This is a genomic window from Actinoplanes sp. NPDC049668, assembly GCF_044465445.1.
Lineage (GTDB): Bacteria > Actinomycetota > Actinomycetes > Mycobacteriales > Micromonosporaceae > Actinoplanes.
In genome coordinates, this window is record NZ_JBITLR010000010.1 from 65,562 (window position 1) to 82,296 (window position 16,735).

At 72.2% G+C, this 16,735-nt stretch carries 15 protein-coding genes and 1 pseudogene; 9 read left to right on the top strand and 7 right to left on the bottom strand.

All coding sequences use genetic code 11. The annotated features are described in order from the left end of the window. Positions 1 to 17: 17 nt before the first annotated feature. From ACIBSW_RS36235 to ACIBSW_RS36245, 3 genes are all read left to right on the top strand, one after another. The gene (locus tag ACIBSW_RS36235; protein WP_354722325.1) at positions 18 to 899 is read left to right on the top strand and encodes a fructosamine kinase family protein; all 882 of its coding nucleotides are present in this window, start codon (positions 18 to 20) and stop codon (positions 897 to 899) included. A 788-nt stretch (positions 900 to 1,687) separates the two neighbouring features. Next, a complete protein-coding gene (gene moaA / locus ACIBSW_RS36240; protein ID WP_354722324.1) occupies positions 1,688 to 2,695 on the top strand; it encodes a GTP 3',8-cyclase MoaA in 1,008 nt (335 codons plus the stop codon). Positions 2,696 to 3,211: 516 nt separating this feature from the next. Then, a complete protein-coding gene (locus tag ACIBSW_RS36245) occupies positions 3,212 to 3,460 on the top strand; it encodes a MoaD/ThiS family protein (RefSeq protein WP_354722323.1) in 249 nt (82 codons plus the stop codon). Positions 3,461 to 3,683: 223 nt separating this feature from the next. Here the strand turns inward: ACIBSW_RS36245 and ACIBSW_RS36250 are convergent, their stop codons facing one another. Continuing rightward, positions 3,684 to 4,220: a pentapeptide repeat-containing protein gene (locus tag ACIBSW_RS36250; RefSeq protein ID WP_404799568.1), complete on the bottom strand. Its 537-nt coding sequence runs from the start codon at positions 4,218 to 4,220 to the stop codon at positions 3,684 to 3,686. Positions 4,221 to 4,230: 10 nt separating this feature from the next. On the opposite strand from ACIBSW_RS36250, the pseudogene ACIBSW_RS36255 reads away from it, so the two are divergent. Then, positions 4,231 to 5,088, top strand: a pseudogene (locus ACIBSW_RS36255) (metallophosphoesterase); the annotation flags it as partial. 67 nt (positions 5,089 to 5,155) lie between these two features. After that, entirely contained in the window at positions 5,156 to 8,374 is a 3,219-nt protein-coding gene (locus ACIBSW_RS36260) for a UvrD-helicase domain-containing protein (RefSeq protein WP_404799569.1), read from the top strand. On the opposite strand, the gene ACIBSW_RS36265 is transcribed toward ACIBSW_RS36260, so the two are convergent. Beyond that, positions 8,371 to 9,009 carry an A24 family peptidase gene (locus ACIBSW_RS36265; protein ID WP_354722321.1) on the bottom strand — a complete coding sequence of 213 codons (639 nt, stop codon included), beginning with the start codon at positions 9,007 to 9,009 and terminating at the stop codon, positions 8,371 to 8,373. The genes ACIBSW_RS36260 and ACIBSW_RS36265 overlap by 4 nt on opposite strands. A 173-nt stretch (positions 9,010 to 9,182) precedes the next feature. On the opposite strand from ACIBSW_RS36265, the gene ACIBSW_RS36270 reads away from it, so the two are divergent. Further along, entirely contained in the window at positions 9,183 to 9,860 is a 678-nt protein-coding gene (locus tag ACIBSW_RS36270; RefSeq protein WP_354722320.1) for a hypothetical protein, read from the top strand. Between the two features lie 90 nt (positions 9,861 to 9,950). Further along, positions 9,951 to 11,153 (top strand): ATP-binding protein, encoded by a 1,203-nt coding sequence (locus tag ACIBSW_RS36275; RefSeq protein WP_354722319.1) that lies wholly within the window; start codon positions 9,951 to 9,953, stop codon positions 11,151 to 11,153. 39 nt (positions 11,154 to 11,192) lie between these two features. Here the strand turns inward: ACIBSW_RS36275 and ACIBSW_RS36280 are convergent, their stop codons facing one another. Beyond that, positions 11,193 to 11,681 (bottom strand): N-acetyltransferase, encoded by a 489-nt coding sequence (locus ACIBSW_RS36280; protein ID WP_354722318.1) that lies wholly within the window; start codon positions 11,679 to 11,681, stop codon positions 11,193 to 11,195. A 34-nt stretch (positions 11,682 to 11,715) separates the two neighbouring features. On the opposite strand from ACIBSW_RS36280, the gene ACIBSW_RS36285 reads away from it, so the two are divergent. Both ACIBSW_RS36285 and ACIBSW_RS36290 read left to right on the top strand, forming a co-directional pair. Further along, a complete protein-coding gene (locus ACIBSW_RS36285; RefSeq protein WP_354722317.1) occupies positions 11,716 to 12,258 on the top strand; it encodes a DoxX family protein in 543 nt (180 codons plus the stop codon). Between the two features lie 106 nt (positions 12,259 to 12,364). Next, positions 12,365 to 13,852: a glycosyltransferase 87 family protein gene (locus tag ACIBSW_RS36290; RefSeq protein ID WP_354722316.1), complete on the top strand. Its 1,488-nt coding sequence runs from the start codon at positions 12,365 to 12,367 to the stop codon at positions 13,850 to 13,852. Positions 13,853 to 13,857: 5 nt separating this feature from the next. Here the strand turns inward: ACIBSW_RS36290 and ACIBSW_RS36295 are convergent, their stop codons facing one another. Genes ACIBSW_RS36295 through moaC form a run of 4 tightly spaced genes read right to left on the bottom strand, consistent with a single transcriptional unit; the run spans position 13,858 to position 16,464 of the window. Beyond that, positions 13,858 to 14,289, bottom strand: a complete 432-nt coding sequence (locus tag ACIBSW_RS36295; RefSeq protein ID WP_354722315.1) for a molybdenum cofactor biosynthesis protein MoaE — start codon at positions 14,287 to 14,289, stop codon at positions 13,858 to 13,860. After that, positions 14,286 to 15,467 carry a molybdopterin molybdotransferase MoeA gene (locus ACIBSW_RS36300; protein ID WP_354722371.1) on the bottom strand — a complete coding sequence of 394 codons (1,182 nt, stop codon included), beginning with the start codon at positions 15,465 to 15,467 and terminating at the stop codon, positions 14,286 to 14,288. Before ACIBSW_RS36300 ends, ACIBSW_RS36295 begins: the two co-directional genes overlap by 4 nt. Positions 15,468 to 15,508: 41 nt before the next feature. After that, positions 15,509 to 16,018: a MogA/MoaB family molybdenum cofactor biosynthesis protein gene (locus ACIBSW_RS36305; RefSeq protein WP_354722314.1), complete on the bottom strand. Its 510-nt coding sequence runs from the start codon at positions 16,016 to 16,018 to the stop codon at positions 15,509 to 15,511. Then, the gene (gene moaC, locus ACIBSW_RS36310) at positions 15,991 to 16,464 is read right to left on the bottom strand and encodes a cyclic pyranopterin monophosphate synthase MoaC (protein WP_404799577.1); all 474 of its coding nucleotides are present in this window, start codon (positions 16,462 to 16,464) and stop codon (positions 15,991 to 15,993) included. Before moaC ends, ACIBSW_RS36305 begins: the two co-directional genes overlap by 28 nt. Positions 16,465 to 16,735: the final 271 nt, after the last annotated feature.

Below are 16,735 nucleotides of genomic sequence, written 5' to 3' on the forward strand. Positions count from 1 at the left end.
AAGTGGAAGATAAGGCGGTGGATCTGGCGTACCTGCGCGCGCACCCCCAGCACCTCCCGACATTTCTCACGCACCAGCGGATACGGGAGACCCCTGTCGGCGGAGGTGACGTGTGCGCCGCATCCCGGTTGACCTTGGACGATGGCGCGTCGCTGTTCACGAAGACCTGGCCGTCCGGGAACGCTCCCGAGCACTTCTTCGCCACCGAGGCGGCCGGGCTGGAATGGCTCCGGGAGGCGGGCACCGTACCGGTCCCGGAGGTCGTGGTCGCGCTTCCGGAGATGCTCGCGCTCGAGTGGATCGATGCCGGTCCGGCGACGCCCCAGGCCGCCGAACGGTTCGGACGGGATCTGGCCGGGCTCCACCGCAAGGGTGCCGAGGCGTTCGGCGCCGGCTGGGCGGGGTTCATCGGTCCGTTGACCCAGGACAACACGCTGTCCGCCAGCCCCTGGGGTCCGTGGTTCGCGGAACGGCGGCTGCGCCCGTACCTGAGGATCTCGGTCGACACCGGCGCACTGTCGGCGGCGGATGCCGCGGTCGTGGAGCGGGTCATTTCGAAGATCGAGACCTACGGCGGGGAGGAGCCGCCCGCCCGCATCCACGGAGATCTGTGGCCGGGGAACGTGCTCTGGGCTGCCGACGGGCGGGCGTGGCTTGTCGACCCTGCCGCGCACGGCGGCCATCGGGAGACCGACCTTGCTCAGCTCGCGCTCTTCGGCGGGGCTCCGCACCTGGAGACGATCTTTGCCGCTTACGGCGAGCTGTGGCCGCTGGCGGACGGCTGGCGGGAGCGAGTTCCGCTGCATCAGCTGCACCTTTTGCTGGTGCATACGGCGGCGTTCGGGGGTGCATACCGGGCTGCGGCCCGCGCCGCCGCGGACGCGATGCTGGGCGGCTGAGACCCGCGCAGTGCTCCGACAGACCCGAGCCTCCAGCAGCTGAGGCCCCCTCAGGACTCCCCGCAGACCCGACTCCCAGCGACACAAACCCCCAGCAAGACCCCGCAGACCCGACTCCCAGCGACACAAACCCCCAGCAAGGCCCCGCGGACCTGACAACCAGCGACACAAACCCCCAGCGAGACCCCGCGGACCTGACAACCAGCGACACAAACCCCAGCAAGGCCCCGCGGACCTGACAACCAGCGACACAAGCCCTAGCGAAGTCCCGCAGACCTGACAACCAATGGCAGAGGCCACCGCGAGTGGCGGGAGCGTGCCGGTCGAGGTTGGCGTTGGCGAAGACCTCGGTTGAGCAGGCCCTCCAGAAGTGCACCGTCACGCTGGCCTTCGCGTCCGGGACGGTGCCGGTCATCGGTCGCCGCCGAGAAGGCCGCTGTTCGCGGCCGACGGGCTGTGGCCCGGAGACTTCAGCAGGGACCCTGGCAGACCCACCGCACAGCGACACAAGCCCCAACAGTGCCCATGCAGACCCGAACTTCAGTGGCCTCGACATCCAGTGGCAGAGACACGAGCAGGACTCCGTCGATCTCCTCGTGGCCAGTCGTTCGCGCGCCCAGGCGTCAGCGCGCCCTCGGGACGCGCGGTGGGCTGCGTCCCACCGGTTAGTGGGTAGGGGCGAATGTCGTACCCAAGAGCTAGGTTCGACCAGTGAGCAACGTCGACAGGTCGTGCGGGTGGCTCCTTACTTCCGCGGGCGTGGGCGCCCGGCGAGGCCGGGGGCCGACGTGAGCGTGCTCGCCGACCGGTTCGGTCGGGTGGCGACCGACCTCAGGGTGTCGCTGACCGACCGGTGCAACCTGCGCTGCACCTACTGCATGCCTGAGGAAGGGCTTGCCTGGATGCCGCGGGAGCAGCAGCTCACCGACGACGAGGTCGGGCGGCTGATTCGCATCGCCGTTGAGCGGCTTGGCGTGACCGACGTGCGGTTCACGGGCGGCGAGCCGTTGATCCGGCGCGGACTGGTGAGCATCGTCTCGGCCGCAGCCTCGCTCAGCCCTCGGCCCAAGCTGTCCGTCACCACCAACGGCATCGGTCTTGAGCGGATGGCCGTGCCGCTGCTCGAGGCGGGGCTGAATCGGGTCAACGTCTCGTTGGACACGCTCTCGCCCGAGCGCTTCCGCGAGCTCACCCACCGCGACCGGCACGCCGACGTGCTGAAGGGCCTGGCCGGCGCGGCACAGGCCGGGCTCACGCCCGTGAAGATCAATACTGTGCTTATGCGCGGGGTCAACGACGACGAGGCGCCGGAGCTGCTCCTCTTCGCGCTGAACCATGGATACGAGCTGAGGTTCATCGAGCAGATGCCGCTCGACGCCCAGCACCAGTGGGACCGGCACGAGATGGTCACCGCCGAGGCGATCCTGGCGTCGCTGGAGCCGTTCGGGCTCCAACCCGATCCGGTTTCACGTGGAACGGCGCCGGCCGAGACCTGGATCGTGCCGGGCTACCGGGACGCGGCCGGCAACCCGGCCCGGGTGGGTGTGATCGGCAGCGTGACCAGGCCGTTCTGCGGCGATTGCGACCGCACCCGGCTGACGGCCGACGGCCAGGTCCGCAACTGCCTCTTCGCCACCGACGAGTCCGACCTGCGGGGCCTACTACGCGCCGGCGCGTCCGACGAAGAGATCATGGCGGCCTGGCAGGCCGCCATGATGGGCAAGCGCGCGGGCCACGGCATCGACGACCCGTCGTTCCTGCAGCCCGCCCGCCCGATGTCGGCGATCGGCGGCTGAGATGCCTCCCACCGAACTGACGCCTGGGACCCAACTAGCGCGCGGGACCCGACCAACACCCGGAACCCAACCAGGGCGCGGGACCAAGCTGGCACCTACCACCCACCCGGCAGCCGGAACCCAGCTAACGCGCAGGACCCAACCAACGCCCGCCACCCAACCAGGGTGCGAGACCAAGCTGGCACCTACCACCCACCCGGCAGCCGGAACCCAGCTGACGCGCAGGACCCAACCAACGCCTCCCACCCAACCAGCGGGTGGGACCAAACCAACGCCCGGGATCAAACCGACACCAGCCACCCACCCGACGCCCAGGACCCACCCGACGCCCAGGACCCAACTGACGCATGGGACCCAACTGACGCACGTCACCCGACTAGCTCGCGGACCCAAACTGACGCACGTCACCCGGCTTACGCGCGGGACCCAACTGATCTCCCCGACCCAACTGACGCCCGGGACCGAGCAGGCGTCGACGGGCGATGATCGTGGGGCTCGATTTTTGGGTGTTGGGGGATGAGCGGGATGATCGAGGTTCGATACTTCGCTGGGGCTCGGGCCGCGGCCGGGACGCCGGCCGAGCGCATCGCCGCCACCTCCGTCGAGGATCTGACGAGCGTCCTGACCGAGCGGCACGGAGAACGGCTCGCCGTGGTGCTCAAGGCCGCCAGCTTCCTGGTCGACGGCCTGGCCTGTCATGATCGACAGGCGGTGTTGCCCGTCGGCGCGACGGTGGATGTCCTGCCGCCGTTCGCAGGGGGTTGAGCTTGTTCGCGTTCCTTGGGCTGATCATCATCGTGATCGGCCTGATCCACTTCTACCTGTGGAAGCGGCTGGTTCGTGACCCGCTGCGGCCAGGCCGGGTGCGGAAGCTCGGCGGCTGGGCGGCGGTTCTGCTCGCCCTGCTGGTCCCGGCAACGCTGATCGGCACGCGGCTCGGCCTTGAGTGGCTGGCCTGGCCGGGGTTCCTCTGGATCGCACTGATGTTCTACCTGCTGGTGACGCTCGCGGTCCTCGAAATCCCCCGCCTGATTATCAACTTGCGGATCAGCGCGGCCGAGAAGCGCGCATCAAGCAGCTCGAAAACAGCCCATCTCGTCGGAGTTCCGGCATCGGCGGCGGCGTCAGCACCGGCCGATGCATCGCTCGCCAATGAGACGAGGGCGCCCACCGCAGCTGGACCGGGCATCGGGCAGGGGCAGGCCACAGAGCCGGGGTCGGACACTGACCCGCGGTCCGCCCAAACCTCCGGTTCTCCCGCAAGCACCTCCGGTTCTCCCGCAAGCTCGACGCCCGGCGTCGCCCGGACGGCGCACTCGCTGGACTCCGCCGTCAGGCAGGACTCCGCCGCCACCCTGGACACCACTAGCGCTCGAGACACCGCCGCACGAGACAGCACCGCCGCCCGAGACAGCACCGCTGCTCGGGACGGCACCGCCCGCGACAGCACCGCCCGGGACAACACCGCCCGGGACAACACCGCCCGGGACAACACCGCCCGGGACAACACCGCCCGCGACAACACCGCCGTGGCGGGCGCTGCTGGGGCTGAGGTGCCGGCTCAGCAGCCTGGGATCGAGCGTCGGCTTCTGCTCGCCAGGGGTGCCGCGATCTTCGCCGGGCTGACCGCTGCCGCGATCACCGGCTACGGCGTCAAGACCGCTCTCGGGCCGCCGCAGCTCGACCGGGTCAAGTTCCCCCTCGCCAAGCTCCCCCGTGCCATGGACGGCACCCGGCTCGCCGTCGTCTCCGACATCCACCTCGGCCCCCTCACCGGCATCCGGCACACCACCCGAATCGTCGAGCTGATCAACTCCGTGAACGCCGACATCGTCTGCATCGTCGGGGACCTGGTCGACGGCAGCGTCGCGGAGCTGGGCAGGTTCGCCGCGCCGCTGGCCGGCATCCAATCCCGGCGCGGCGCCTACTTCGTCACCGGCAACCACGAGTACTACTCAGGGCACCAGGAGTGGATCGCCGAGGTGGCCCGGCTCGGCATCCGGCCGCTGCGTAACGACCGGGTCGAGCTCGGCGGACTCGACCTCGCCGGCGTCAACGACCTGGGCGGCGCGGACTTCGGAGACGGACCCGACCTGCAGCGCGCTCTGGGTGACCGCGACACCGGCCGCCCCGTCGTGCTCATGGCGCATCAGCCTGTCGTCGCCCACGACGCCGCCCCGTTCGGGGTGGACCTGCAGGTCTCCGGGCACACGCACGGCGGCCAGATGGTCCCGTTCAACCTGCTCGTGCCGCTGCAGCAGCCAGTCGTGAGCGGGCTCGGCGACGTCGACGGCGTGCCCGTCTACGTGACCAACGGCGCCGGATTCTGGGGGCCGCCGGTCCGGGTCGGCGCCCCGCCGCAGGTCACGGTCATCGAACTGCGTACCCCGTAGAAGTGAATCTTCAGCGTTCTGGTGAGCCACGGCACGGATCTCCCCAGGATTCAATCGTGGATCGGTTATGTCACTTCGCGCGTGGCGGCTCGTGGCGCGCCCGGCGGTCGTGACAGGATGCGGCGTGCCCTCGGTTAGCGAAGGGTCCTCGGCTGCCGCGGACACATACGTCGCGGATCTGCACATCCACTCCAAGTATTCGCGCGCCTGCAGCCGTGACCTCACCCTGCCGAACCTCGCCTGGTGGGCCCGCCGCAAGGGCATCGCGGTGCTCGGCACCGGCGACTTCACGCATCCGGCCTGGTTCGACCACCTCCGCGAGAATCTGCATCCCGCCGACGAGCCGGGCCTGTTCCGGCTGAGCCCGGACGCGGAGCAGGAGGTCAGCCGCCGGCTTCCGCCGATCCTGCAGGGCACCGACAGCGCACGCTTCATGCTCAGTGTCGAGATCTCCACGATCTACAAGCGGGACGACCGCACCCGCAAGGTGCACCACCTGATCTACCTGCCGGATCTCGACGCCGCCGCCCGGTTCAACACCGCGCTCGGCCGGATCGGCAATCTCACCGCGGACGGCCGGCCGATCCTCGGCCTCGACTCCCGCGACCTGCTCGAGATCGTGCTCGAGGCCAGCCCGGACGGCTACCTCGTGCCCGCGCACATCTGGACGCCCTGGTTCTCCGCGCTCGGCTCCAAGTCCGGCTTCGACGCGATCGCCGACTGCTACGCCGACCTCGCCGACCACATCACCGCGGTCGAGACCGGCCTCTCCTCCGACCCGGAGATGAACTGGCGGGTCTCCAGCCTCGACCGCTACCGCCTGGTGTCCAATTCGGACGCGCACTCGCCGGCGGCGCTGGGCCGCGAGGCGACGCTGTTCACCGGTACGCCGGACTACTTCGCGATCAAGGACGGGCACACCCTCGCGGGCACCCTGGAGTTCTTCCCGGAAGAGGGCAAGTACCACGCCGACGGGCACCGCGCCTGCGGCGTCAACTGGTCGCCGCGGCAGACCCGGGAGCACGGCGGCCGCTGTCCGGAGTGCGGCAAGCCGCTGACCGTCGGCGTGCTGAGCCGCGTCGAGGATCTCGCGGACCGGAGCGGCGGCGGCGAACGGCCGCAGCAGGTGGTCCACCTGATCCAACTCGCGGAGATCCTGGGCGAGATCAACGGCGTCGGCCCGAAGTCCAAGACCGTGGACGGGCAGCTCAACCACCTGGTCGCCGGCCTCGGCGCGGAGCTGGACATCCTGCGGTCCGTCCCGCTCGACGAGATCGGCGTGACCGGCAGCGAGCAGCTGCGGGAGGCGATCGGCCGGCTGCGCCGCGGCGACGTGCGCCGGGTCTCCGGGTACGACGGCGAGTACGGCGTCATCACCCTCTTCGAGCCCGGCGAGTTGCGGAACAAGCAGAGCGCGCCGCAGGCCGAGACCCTGTTCGACCTGATGCCCGTACCGGTGCCGCAGCAGCGCAGGGCCGAGCCGGCGGTCGGCCGCGCGCCGGTGCCGAAGCCGGCCAAGGAGCCGAAGAAGAAGGCGCCGCCGCTGCCGCCGCCGGCCAGCCCACACGAGCCGTTCGAGCCGATGCTGGCCGGCATGGAGGAGGTCGGCACCGGGCTGCTGGACCGCCTCGACGCCATGCAGCGCGTCGCCGCGTCCGCGCCCGGCGGCCCGCTGCTGATCGTGGCCGGGCCGGGCACCGGCAAGACCCGCACGCTGACGCACCGGATCGCCTATCTCTGCGCCGAGCTGGGCGTCTTTCCGGAGCGCTGCCTGGCGATCACCTTCACCCGGCGCGCCGCCGAGGAGATGCGGCACCGCCTCGACGCCCTGATGGGTGACGTGGCCGAGGACATCACGGTCGGCACGTTCCACTCCGTCGGGCTGACCATCCTGAAGGAGAACGCCAGGTCTGCCGGGCTGGGCGCCAACTGGCGCATCGCCGACGACGCCGAGCGCGCCGCCGCCCGTGAGCAGGCCGGCGACGACGATCAGGCGTACACGAAACTGCTGCGCCAGCAGGACCTGGTCGACCTGGATGACCTGCTCACGATGCCCGTCGCGCTGCTGCGCGACGAGCCGGAGCTGGTCGAGCGCTACCGCAAGCGCTGGCAGTGGGTCTTCGTCGACGAGTACCAGGACGTCGACGACGTGCAGTACGAGCTGCTGCGTCTGCTCTCGCCGGCGAACGGGAACCTGTGTGCGATCGGCGACCCGGACCAGGCGATCTACTCGTTCCGGGGCGCGGACGTCGGCTACTTCCTGCGGTTCTCCCGTGACTTCACCGACGCCCGCCTGGTCCGGCTGACCCGCAACTACCGCTCGTCGGCGCCGATCCTGGCCGCGGCCGTGCAGGCGATCGCCCCGACCACCCTGGTCAACGGCCGCCGCCTCGACCCGGCCCGGGTGAACCCGGAGTCGCCGCTGGTCGGCCGGTACTTCGCGGCCAGCGTCGCGGACGAGGCCGACTTCGTGGTCCGCACGATCGACGAGCTCGTCGGCGGGCTGTCGCACCGCTCGCTGGACTCGGGCCGGATCGACTCCCGGGCGGTCGCGCCCGGAACTCTGTCGTTCTCGGACATCGCCGTCCTCTATCGCACCGACTCCCAGGCCCAGGTCGTGGTGGACGCGCTGTCACGTGCCGGCGTACCCGTGCAGAAGCGGTCACACAATCGCCTGCGGGACCGGCCGGGGGTTCAGGTGATCGCCCGGGAGCTGCGCCACGCGGACGGCTCGTCCGGTTCGCCGGCGGCGCGCGTCAAGCTGACCGCACAGGTCCTGGCGCAGCGCTACGCGGCGCCGACGCTGGACGCCGAGCAGCTGGCGCCGGAGGACATCTGGACGGCGGCCGACCTGCTGATGCCGCTCGCGCACCGGATCGGCACGGACCTGAACCGGTTCCTGCAGGAGATCGCCACGGGCGCGGAGGTCGACGCCCTCGACCCGCGCGCGGAGGCGGTCAACCTGCTGACCCTGCACGCGGCGAAGGGCCTGGAGTTCCCGGTGGTCTTCCTGGTCGGCTGCGAGGACGGGCTGCTGCCGCTGCGCTGGCCCGGCGCCAAGCCGACCGACGACGAGACCGCCGAGGAGCGCCGCCTGTTCTTCGTCGGCCTGACCCGGGCACAGGACCGGCTCTACGTGAGCCACGCGGCCCGCCGCTTCCGGCACGGCACGGAACGCGAGCAGTCGCCGACCCCGTTCCTGGACGCGATCGACGTCGGGCTCTTCGAGCGGATGGGCGACAAGGTGCCGTCGCGGCCCAAGGACAGGCAGCTGAGACTCCTCTAGCCGGTGGCGATCACGGCGACCAGGGCGCCGGCCAGCAGCGCCGGGCCCAGGGGCAGCGGCGTCCGGCGTTCCGCCCGGCGGGTCAGCAGGAGGGACAGCGCCACCGGGCCGTTGATCAGGTGCGGGGCGAGCAGTCCGATCGCGACCGCCGACCAGCCGGCGTCGCCGAGGGTGAAGGCCAGGACCGCGGCCAGCTTCACGTCGCCCAGCCCGAGACCGTCGCCGGGGAGCATGGCCACGATCAGGTAGATCGCGCCGGTCAGCGCCGCGGCCAGCAACGCGCGGACCAGACGGCCGGGCTCTCCGGTGGCCAGCGCGCCGACGGACAGCGGGAGGACCGTCACCGCCGCGAACAGCGCCACCAGCGGATCGGGCAGGCGCAGGCAGCGCAGGTCGATCGCCGCCAGCAGGACGCCGAGGACCACCGCCGGCAGCAGCACGACCAGCAGCGGCGCCGGGCCGAGCGCCGCGCCCAGCAGGCCCGCCGCCAGGGCGCCCGCCGTGACGGTCCACATCGGCCGTGGGGCGCGGCGGTATGACGTCGCGGGGATCGCCATGCGGTGGGCTGTGCGGGGGATGAAGGCGGACGCCGCGCCGCCGAAGGCGGCGGCGAAAAGGGCGACCTGAAGCGACATGGGCTTGAACGGTAGTGGTCCGGCCGGCGCCGCGAGGGTCGCCTTGCCGACACATGTGGCGATTGGCCCTGTTGTCACCGAGTTGAGCCCAGCACGGCGCGATTCCGGGAGGGAACGCGTCAGGGGTCCACGCTACGGTGGCGTACAGCGAACCCGCGCCTGGAGGAACCCCGATGTCGCAGAACGGCCCCTACCCCGGCCAAGGTTGGTCGGCCGGCGGTTCGTCTGGTTCCGACGAACCGTACACGGAGCCGGCCGACCCCTGGGGTGACGCCGCCACCCAGTCCTCGCCCGCACCCGAGGTTGCCTGGGGTGGCCAGCCGATGTCGGTGCCCCCGGCGATCGAGAACTCGTCCGCCTACGGTTACCCGAGCGGGCCGGGGTGGCAGCCGCCGCACGCCGCCCCGCCGCCGGTCCGGCGCCGCAACAGCCCGATCATCGTCCTGGTGATCGTCCTGGGTCTGCTCATCTGTGGCGGCCTGGGCACCGCGGGCTGGCTCCTGCAGCGGGACGACAAGCCGGAGGCCGGCGACCCCGGGCAGTCGACCGCGCCGACCGCCACCACCGGCACCGTTCCCGATCCGCAGAGCAGCGAGGACGCGCGGTTCGTCGGCAAGGGCCAATGTGTACGCAACGAGGGCTCGGCCGACGACAGCCCCGATCTCAAGATCGTGTCCTGTGCGAGCGGCACCTACGAGGTGCTCAAGCGGGTCGACGGCCGCACCACCGGCGAGGCCGACGCCGAGTCGAAGTGCAGCAAGGTCGCGAAATACACGAAGTGGTACTTCTACGACAGCGAGCTGGACAGCCTCGATTTCGTGCTGTGCCTCAAGGAGTATGACGCCGACTAGCGCTATCTAGCGGAAAAGCTAGATAGCCGTAGAGATGGTTCGAATCCCATCTCTAGCTTTTCGGCTAGAGAGCCCGATACGGTGCTATCCGTGGATCCGGTTCGGAATCCGTACGCGCCCGGCGCCGGCCAACGCCCGCCCGAGCTGGCCGGACGCGGCCGCGAACTGGGCGCCTTCGACGTGGTCCTCGAGCGCGTCGCCCGCGGTCGCCCCGAGCGCAGCCTCGTCCTGACCGGCCTGCGCGGCGTCGGCAAGACCGTCCTGCTGAACACCCTGCGCTCGGCCGCGATCGGCCGGCTCTGGGGCACCGGCAAGATCGAGGCACGGCCGGACCAGTCGCTGCGCCGGCCGGTGTCCGCGGCGCTGCACATGGCTATCCGCGAGCTGGCGCCGCACCACCGCAACCCCGAGCGGGTCGACGAGGTGCTGGCGGTGCTCAAGGCGTTCGCCCTGCGCGCCAACGACTCCTCCGCCAAGCTGCGCGACCGGTGGACCCCCGGCATCGACGTGCCGCCGGCGCGGGGGCGCGCCGACTCCGGCGACATCGAGATCGACCTGGTCGAGCTCTTCACCGACGCGGCCTCGCTCGCCACGGACGTGGGTACCGGCATCGCCCTGTTCATCGACGAGATGCAGGACCTGGGCCCGGCCGACGTCTCCGCGCTCTGCGCCGCCTGCCACGAGCTGTCGCAGCTGGGCGCGCCGCTGATCGTGGTCGGCGCCGGGCTGCCGCACCTGCCGGCGGTGCTCTCCGCGGCGAAGTCGTACTCGGAGCGCCTCTTCCGCTATCAGCGCATCGATCGGCTCGACCGGATCGCCGCCGACCTGGCGCTGTGCGCGCCGGCCGCGCGCGAGGACGTCGAGTACGAGGACAAGGCGCTGGACCTGCTCTACGAGAAGTCGGGCGGATACCCGTACTTCGTGCAGGCGTACGGGAAGGCGACCTGGGACCACGCGCCGAGCTCGCCGGTGACCGCCGAGGATGTCCGGGTGGCCTCGCCGGAGGCCGAGGCCGAGCTGGCCGTGGGTTTCTTCGGGTCGCGCTTCGAGCGGGCGACGCCGGCGGAGCGCGAATACATGCGGTCGATGGCGTCGCTGTCGGGCGACTCGGAGAACGACATGGACGCGGCGGTGCCGACGGCGGACATCGCGGCCGCGCTGTCGCGGCGCCCGGCCAGCCTGTCGCCGGCCCGGGACGCCCTGATCAAGAAGGGCCTGATCTATTCGGGCGAGCGCGGCACGGTGGCGTTCACCGTGCCGCACTTCGGCCGCTACCTACGAACCCAGCCATGACCGGACCCGACCTGCGTCGGGCCTGGCAGGAATCACGACTTAAAGCTGGTGCCAGGGCGCCGGGTAGCGGGCCTCGACCGTGCCGAGGACGAGCACCTGCCAGGCGTCGCCGAACGAGGACCACTCGCTGGTGATCCCGTACGGCGCGGCCGGCACGAAGCCGAAGCGCCCGTAGTACGCGGGGTCGCCGAGCACGAGGACCAGCCGCTCGCCGGCGGCGGTGGCGCGGCGCAGGGCCTCCCGGATGACCGCGCCGCCGAGGCCACGCTTCTGCAGCTCCGGCAGGACGGCGACCGGGCCGAGCGCCAGGCCGGCGTCATCGCCGACCGTGATGCGGCTGAGCAGGGCGAACGCGGCGACGGCGCCGTCCTGCTCCGCGACGACGCTGAGTTCGGGCAGGAACGCGTCGCCGAGCCGCAGCGCCTCGACCAGCCGCGCCTCGGCGTCGGTCTCGAACGCGGCCAGCAGCACCCCCCGAACGGCGTCGAAGTCTTCCGCGCGCTCGGGCCGTACGGTTTCGATGTTCATGGAGTGACCTTCGCGATCCGGGTATAAACAGGCTATGAAGCCTGTGCGTACCACAGCCCGCGCCATGCTCGGTGCGATCTTCGTGGTCAGCGGAGTTCGTATCGTCCTCAATCCCGACTCCAAGGTCGAGGCCGCCAAGCGGGTCACCGACCGGATCGGGCCGTTGCTCGAGCGGGTCGACCCGCGGCTGCCCACCGACGCGCGCACCCTGGTGCGGCTGAAGGCCGGCACCGACCTGGTCGCCGGGGTCATGCTGGCCACCGGCCGTTTCACCCGGCCGGCCGCCGCGGTGCTCGCCGCCAACCTGGTACCCACGACCATCGCGGGGCATCCGTTCTGGACGATGTCCGGGCCCGAGCGGGCCCAGCACGAGGGGCACTTCCTGAAGAACCTCGGGCTGCTCGGCGGCCTGCTGCTCGCCGCCGCCGACACCCAGGGCAAGCCCGGCCTCGGCTACCGGACCAGCCATGCGGTCGAGCGCTCACAGCGGTCGATGCGGCGCGCCGTCCGGACCGCCCGGCGGGAGGCGAAGATCGCCCGGCGTTCGGCCTCGGCCGCGCGGCGGCTCCCCGGCTAGCGCCCGGCGCCCAAAGAGGGCACTAAATCACCAAACGGGCTTTATTGGCGTTAAGTGGACTAAGCGCTCTCGACGGCGCCGCCGTCGAGCTACCGGAGGTCGCGCCATGCCCGCCAGGCGGACCGCTGCGCGTCCCGCTACTGCCGGGTCCGTCGTGGTCGCCCTCTCCGTCATCGGCATCCTGGCCGCGATCACCACGATCGCTCAGCGGTACGGATTCAGCGGCCTCGCCGTCGGCCGTGCGGCGGTGCAGAGCTGGTCCGCGGGCGACGGCCTGTACGCGTACCGCGCGGCGTCGAGCCAGCTCGGCACCGAGCTCACGCCGCCGGCGCTGTTCCTCGTGGCACCGGCCGCGCTGATGCCGCTCCGGCTCGCCGGGTGGATGACCGCGCTGGCCGGGGTCGCCGCGCTCGGCCTCTCCCTGGTAGCCCTGGTGGGTCCGGTCGCCCGGCGTTACGGGCGGCGGCGGTGGCCGGTCGTGCTCGCGGCGGGCGCGCTCGCCCTGACCGTGGAGCCGGTGCGGGCCACGCTCGGGCTCGGCGCGCTCGACCTGCTGGTGTTCGGGATGGTCACGGCCGACATCGTCGCGCTGCGGCGCGGCGCCTGGGCACGCAGCCGGGCCGCCTGGTGGCCGGGTCGTCCCGCCTCCTCGCCGCCGCAGGGGCGGACGGTGGGTGATCTCCTGCGGCGCGGCTGGGCCACCGGCGCCTGGGCGGGCCTGGGCACCGGGATCGCCACCGCGCTGACGGTCACCCCCGCCTTCTTCATCGCGTACCTGGTCGTGACGCGGCAGTGGCGGGCCGCGTTCACCGCGATCTGCACGGCGGCGGTCGCGGCGGTCGGCGCGCTGATGATCACGCCGCGGGAGACCGCGGCCTGGTTCGGCGAGGTGCTGTGGCGCATCGACCGGTCCGGCCCGGTCGACGCCGTCGGCAACCAGTCGCTCGCCGGGGTCCTGGCCCGGATCTACGACTCGGCGACCACGCCGGTGCTGCTCTGGCTGTCGTTCTCGCTGCTGCTCGTCGCGGTCGGTTTCATCAGGGCCCGGGCGGCGCACGCGGACGGCGACGAGATCGCGGCGTTCACGCTAATCGGCCTCACCGCGGCGATCGTCGGGCCGGTCACCGACACGCACGAGCTGGTCTGGGTGCTGCCGGCGACGCTGATCCTGATCGACGCGGCCGCCCGGCGGCGGGCGAACCCCGGCCGCGCGCTGCCGGGGCGCAACCGGCGGCCCGGGCTGGGCTTCGCGGTCGCGGCCGGGCTGACATATCTGCTGTTCGTGTTGGCGCCGATGTGGAGCGGACCCGACGCGCTCTCCCGTAACTCCTACGCGCTGGCGACGATTCTGCTGGTCAACGCCCTGCCGTGGCGGCCGGGCGTGGCCCCGGCCTTTCCGGTCAACCGGTGGCTGGGGCGTTCGTCCCGGTCGCGGGGTGCCGGCCTGCGGGCCCGTACCCGCAACTTCGCGCACGAGCCCGGTGCCGCGCGTGCCGCGAGCTGGGACCGGGCGGCCGGCGTCGGGCGGGCCGGCGCCTCGGGTGGTCCGCTGCCGGCCGCCACCATCCCGCCGCCCCGCGATCCGGGCCGCTGATCACCTCAGGGGCAGTTGACCCACTCCTCGGTGCCGTCGGTGAAGACCTGGCGTTTCCAGATCGGCAGGCGGGCCTTCGCCTCGTCGACCAGGCGGGCGCACGCCGCGAACGCCGCCGCCCGGTGCGCCGTGCTCACCGACGCCACCAGTGCCACGTCGCCGATCTGCAGGACGCCGACCCGGTGTGACACGGCCACCGCGTACACCTGGGGATCCGCGGCGATCTCCTGCGCCACCTCGCGCAGTACCGCCGCCGCGGTGGGATGCCCCTCGTACTCCAGCAGGGTCACGCCGCGGTCGTCGTCGTGATCGCGGACGACGCCCTGGAACGACACGATCGCCCCGGCCCGGCTGTCCGCGACCGCCCGCTCGTGCGCGGCCAGGTCCAGCGCGGAGTCGAGGACCTCGGCGATGCGTACCGTCTCGATCTTGTTCATGGGCGTTCTCCGGCGTAGAGCGGCAGGGGCAGGAACGGGACCAGCTCGCCGGCCTCGGCCTGGGTGTCCGGGCGGACCACGACGAAGCCGTGCGAGCCGGCCAGCCCGCGCAGCATCGCCGAGCCGACATGCCCGACCGGCGTCGCCGCGCGGCCGTCGTGGTCCAGGGCGGCCAGCGCGAGGTGGGTGAAGCCGCCGCGGCCCGGCACCGGCGCCGTCAGCTCGACCCGGGGCAGCGCGGGCAGGTCACGGCCGTGCAGGCCGGCCAGCAGCGGCGCGACCAGCGAGATCAGCGCGATCACCGCCGACTGCGGGTTGCCGGGCAGGCCGGCGAGGAAGCGGGGCCGCCCGTCCGGGCCGGGCACCCGGGCCAGCAGCATCGGGAAGCCGGGCCGCACCGCGACCGTGTTCATGACGTACTCCGCGCCCAGCTCGGCCAGGGCCGGGTGCAGGTGGTCGACGGGTCCGTTCATCGTGCCGCCGGTCGTGCAGACCACGTCCGCGACCGCGAGCGCCTCCCGGATCGCCGCGACGTGCGCCTCGAGGGTGTCCCGCACCGGGCCGCGTACGGCCGCGGGGTCGACCGTCGCGCCGTAGCGGCGCAGCCAGGCCGGCACGAGCGGGCTCAGGGAGTCGCGGACCCGGCCCGCGCCGGGCGGGCCGCTGGTGAGCAGCTCGTCGCCGAAGACCAGCAGCGCCGCGCGGGGCAGCGGCCGGACGGCGATCGCGTCGTAGCCGCAAGTCGCGGCCATACCGAGCACGGCGGGGTCGACCGGCGTTCCGGCGGGGAGTAGTTCTTCGCCCCGGTGCGCCTCGTCGCCCGGCAGCCGCCAGTCGGGCACCGGCCGCGGGTCGCCGCTGACCCGGCCGTCGGCGCCGCGGGTGGACTCCTCGACGCGGATCACCGCGTCCGCGCCCGCCGGGACCATCGCGCCGGTCGCGATCTCGACGCAGGTGCCGTCCGCCGTCAGCGGCCCGGCCGTTTCGCCGGCGAGCACCCGGCCGACCGGCGACCACGGCGCCGGGCCGCGGACCGCCCAGCCGTCGATGCTCGAGGTCGGGAACGCCGGCAGGTCGGTGAGGGTCACCAGCGGCTCGGCGAGCGTGCGGCCGTCGGCGCCGGCGAGCGGCACGGTCTCGGCGGCGCGGACGGCGGCGCGCCCGGCCTCGTATGCCATCGTGCGGGCCTTGTCCCAGTCGACCGGGATGCTCTCTGCGCTCACGAGGAGAGCCTATGGTCGCCGCCGCCGATCTGCTCCACCGTGTGCGCCAGGATCGGGCCGAGCACCGCGAGGCCGTCCCGGGCGCCGCCCGTCGAGCCGGGCAGGTTCACCACCAGCGTGCGGCCGGCGACGCCGGCCAGGCCGCGGGAGAGCGCCGCCGCCGGCACCTTGTCCCTGCTGTACGCGCGGATCGCCTCGGCGATGCCGGGCACCTCGAAGTCGAGCAGCGGCCGGGTCGCCTCGGGCGTCCGATCGGTCGGCGTGACGCCGGTGCCTCCGCTGGTGACGACCACGTGGATCCCCTCGGCGACCGCGGCACGCAGCGCCTCGGCCACCGGCTCGCCGTCCGGCACCACGACCGGATCGGGGTCCACCTCGCAGCCCAGGTCGCGAAGGCCGGCGACGAGCAGCGGGCCGCTGGTGTCGGCGTACACGCCCGCCGCGGCGCGGTTCGAGGCGACGACGACCCGGGCGCGGATCACGCGCGGTCCTCCGGGCGTACCCATTCGCCGGTCTTGCCGCCCTCCTTGCGCAGGACGCGGACGGCCTCGAGGCTCGCCGCGGGGTCCACCGCCTTGACCATGTCGATCAGGGTGAGCCCGGCGGTGGCCACCGCGGTCAGCGCCTCCATCTCGACGCCGGTGCGGTCCGCGGTCCTGGTCGTCGCGGTGATGTCGACGCCGGTGCCGGTGATGCTCAGGTCGACGGTGACGCCGTGCAGCCCGATCGGGTGACACAGGGGCACCAGATCCGGGGTGCGCTTGGCGCCCATGATGCCGGCGATCCGGGCCACCGCGAGGGCGTCACCCTTCGGCAGGCCGTCGCCGCGCAGCAGCGCGACCACCTCCGCCGTGGTGACCAGCCGGCCCGCGGCGACCGCGCGGCGGACGGTGATCTCCTTCGCCGACACGTCGACCATCCGAGCTGCACCTTCGGCGTCGACATGAGTCATTTTCGCTGCGTTCGTCACGTGTCACAGCCTATCCACTTGCGCTGTCGGTCTTGGAAATTCCGGCGCGTTCGCGTCGGAAAGTCAGTGATCCTCCACTTTCCGTAGCCATTTCGGATGGCAATCCGTTCTACGCATTGAATTGATCCAGAGAGCGCTTATTGGCAGGGCGCATCAATGCGATCGGACGTACATTGCAGCTTGGCCCCGAGACCCGCCCACAGCAGGGCGTTTGCCGCCGTTTTGGGCAACGTTGATGACAGGCAGTGTCGAT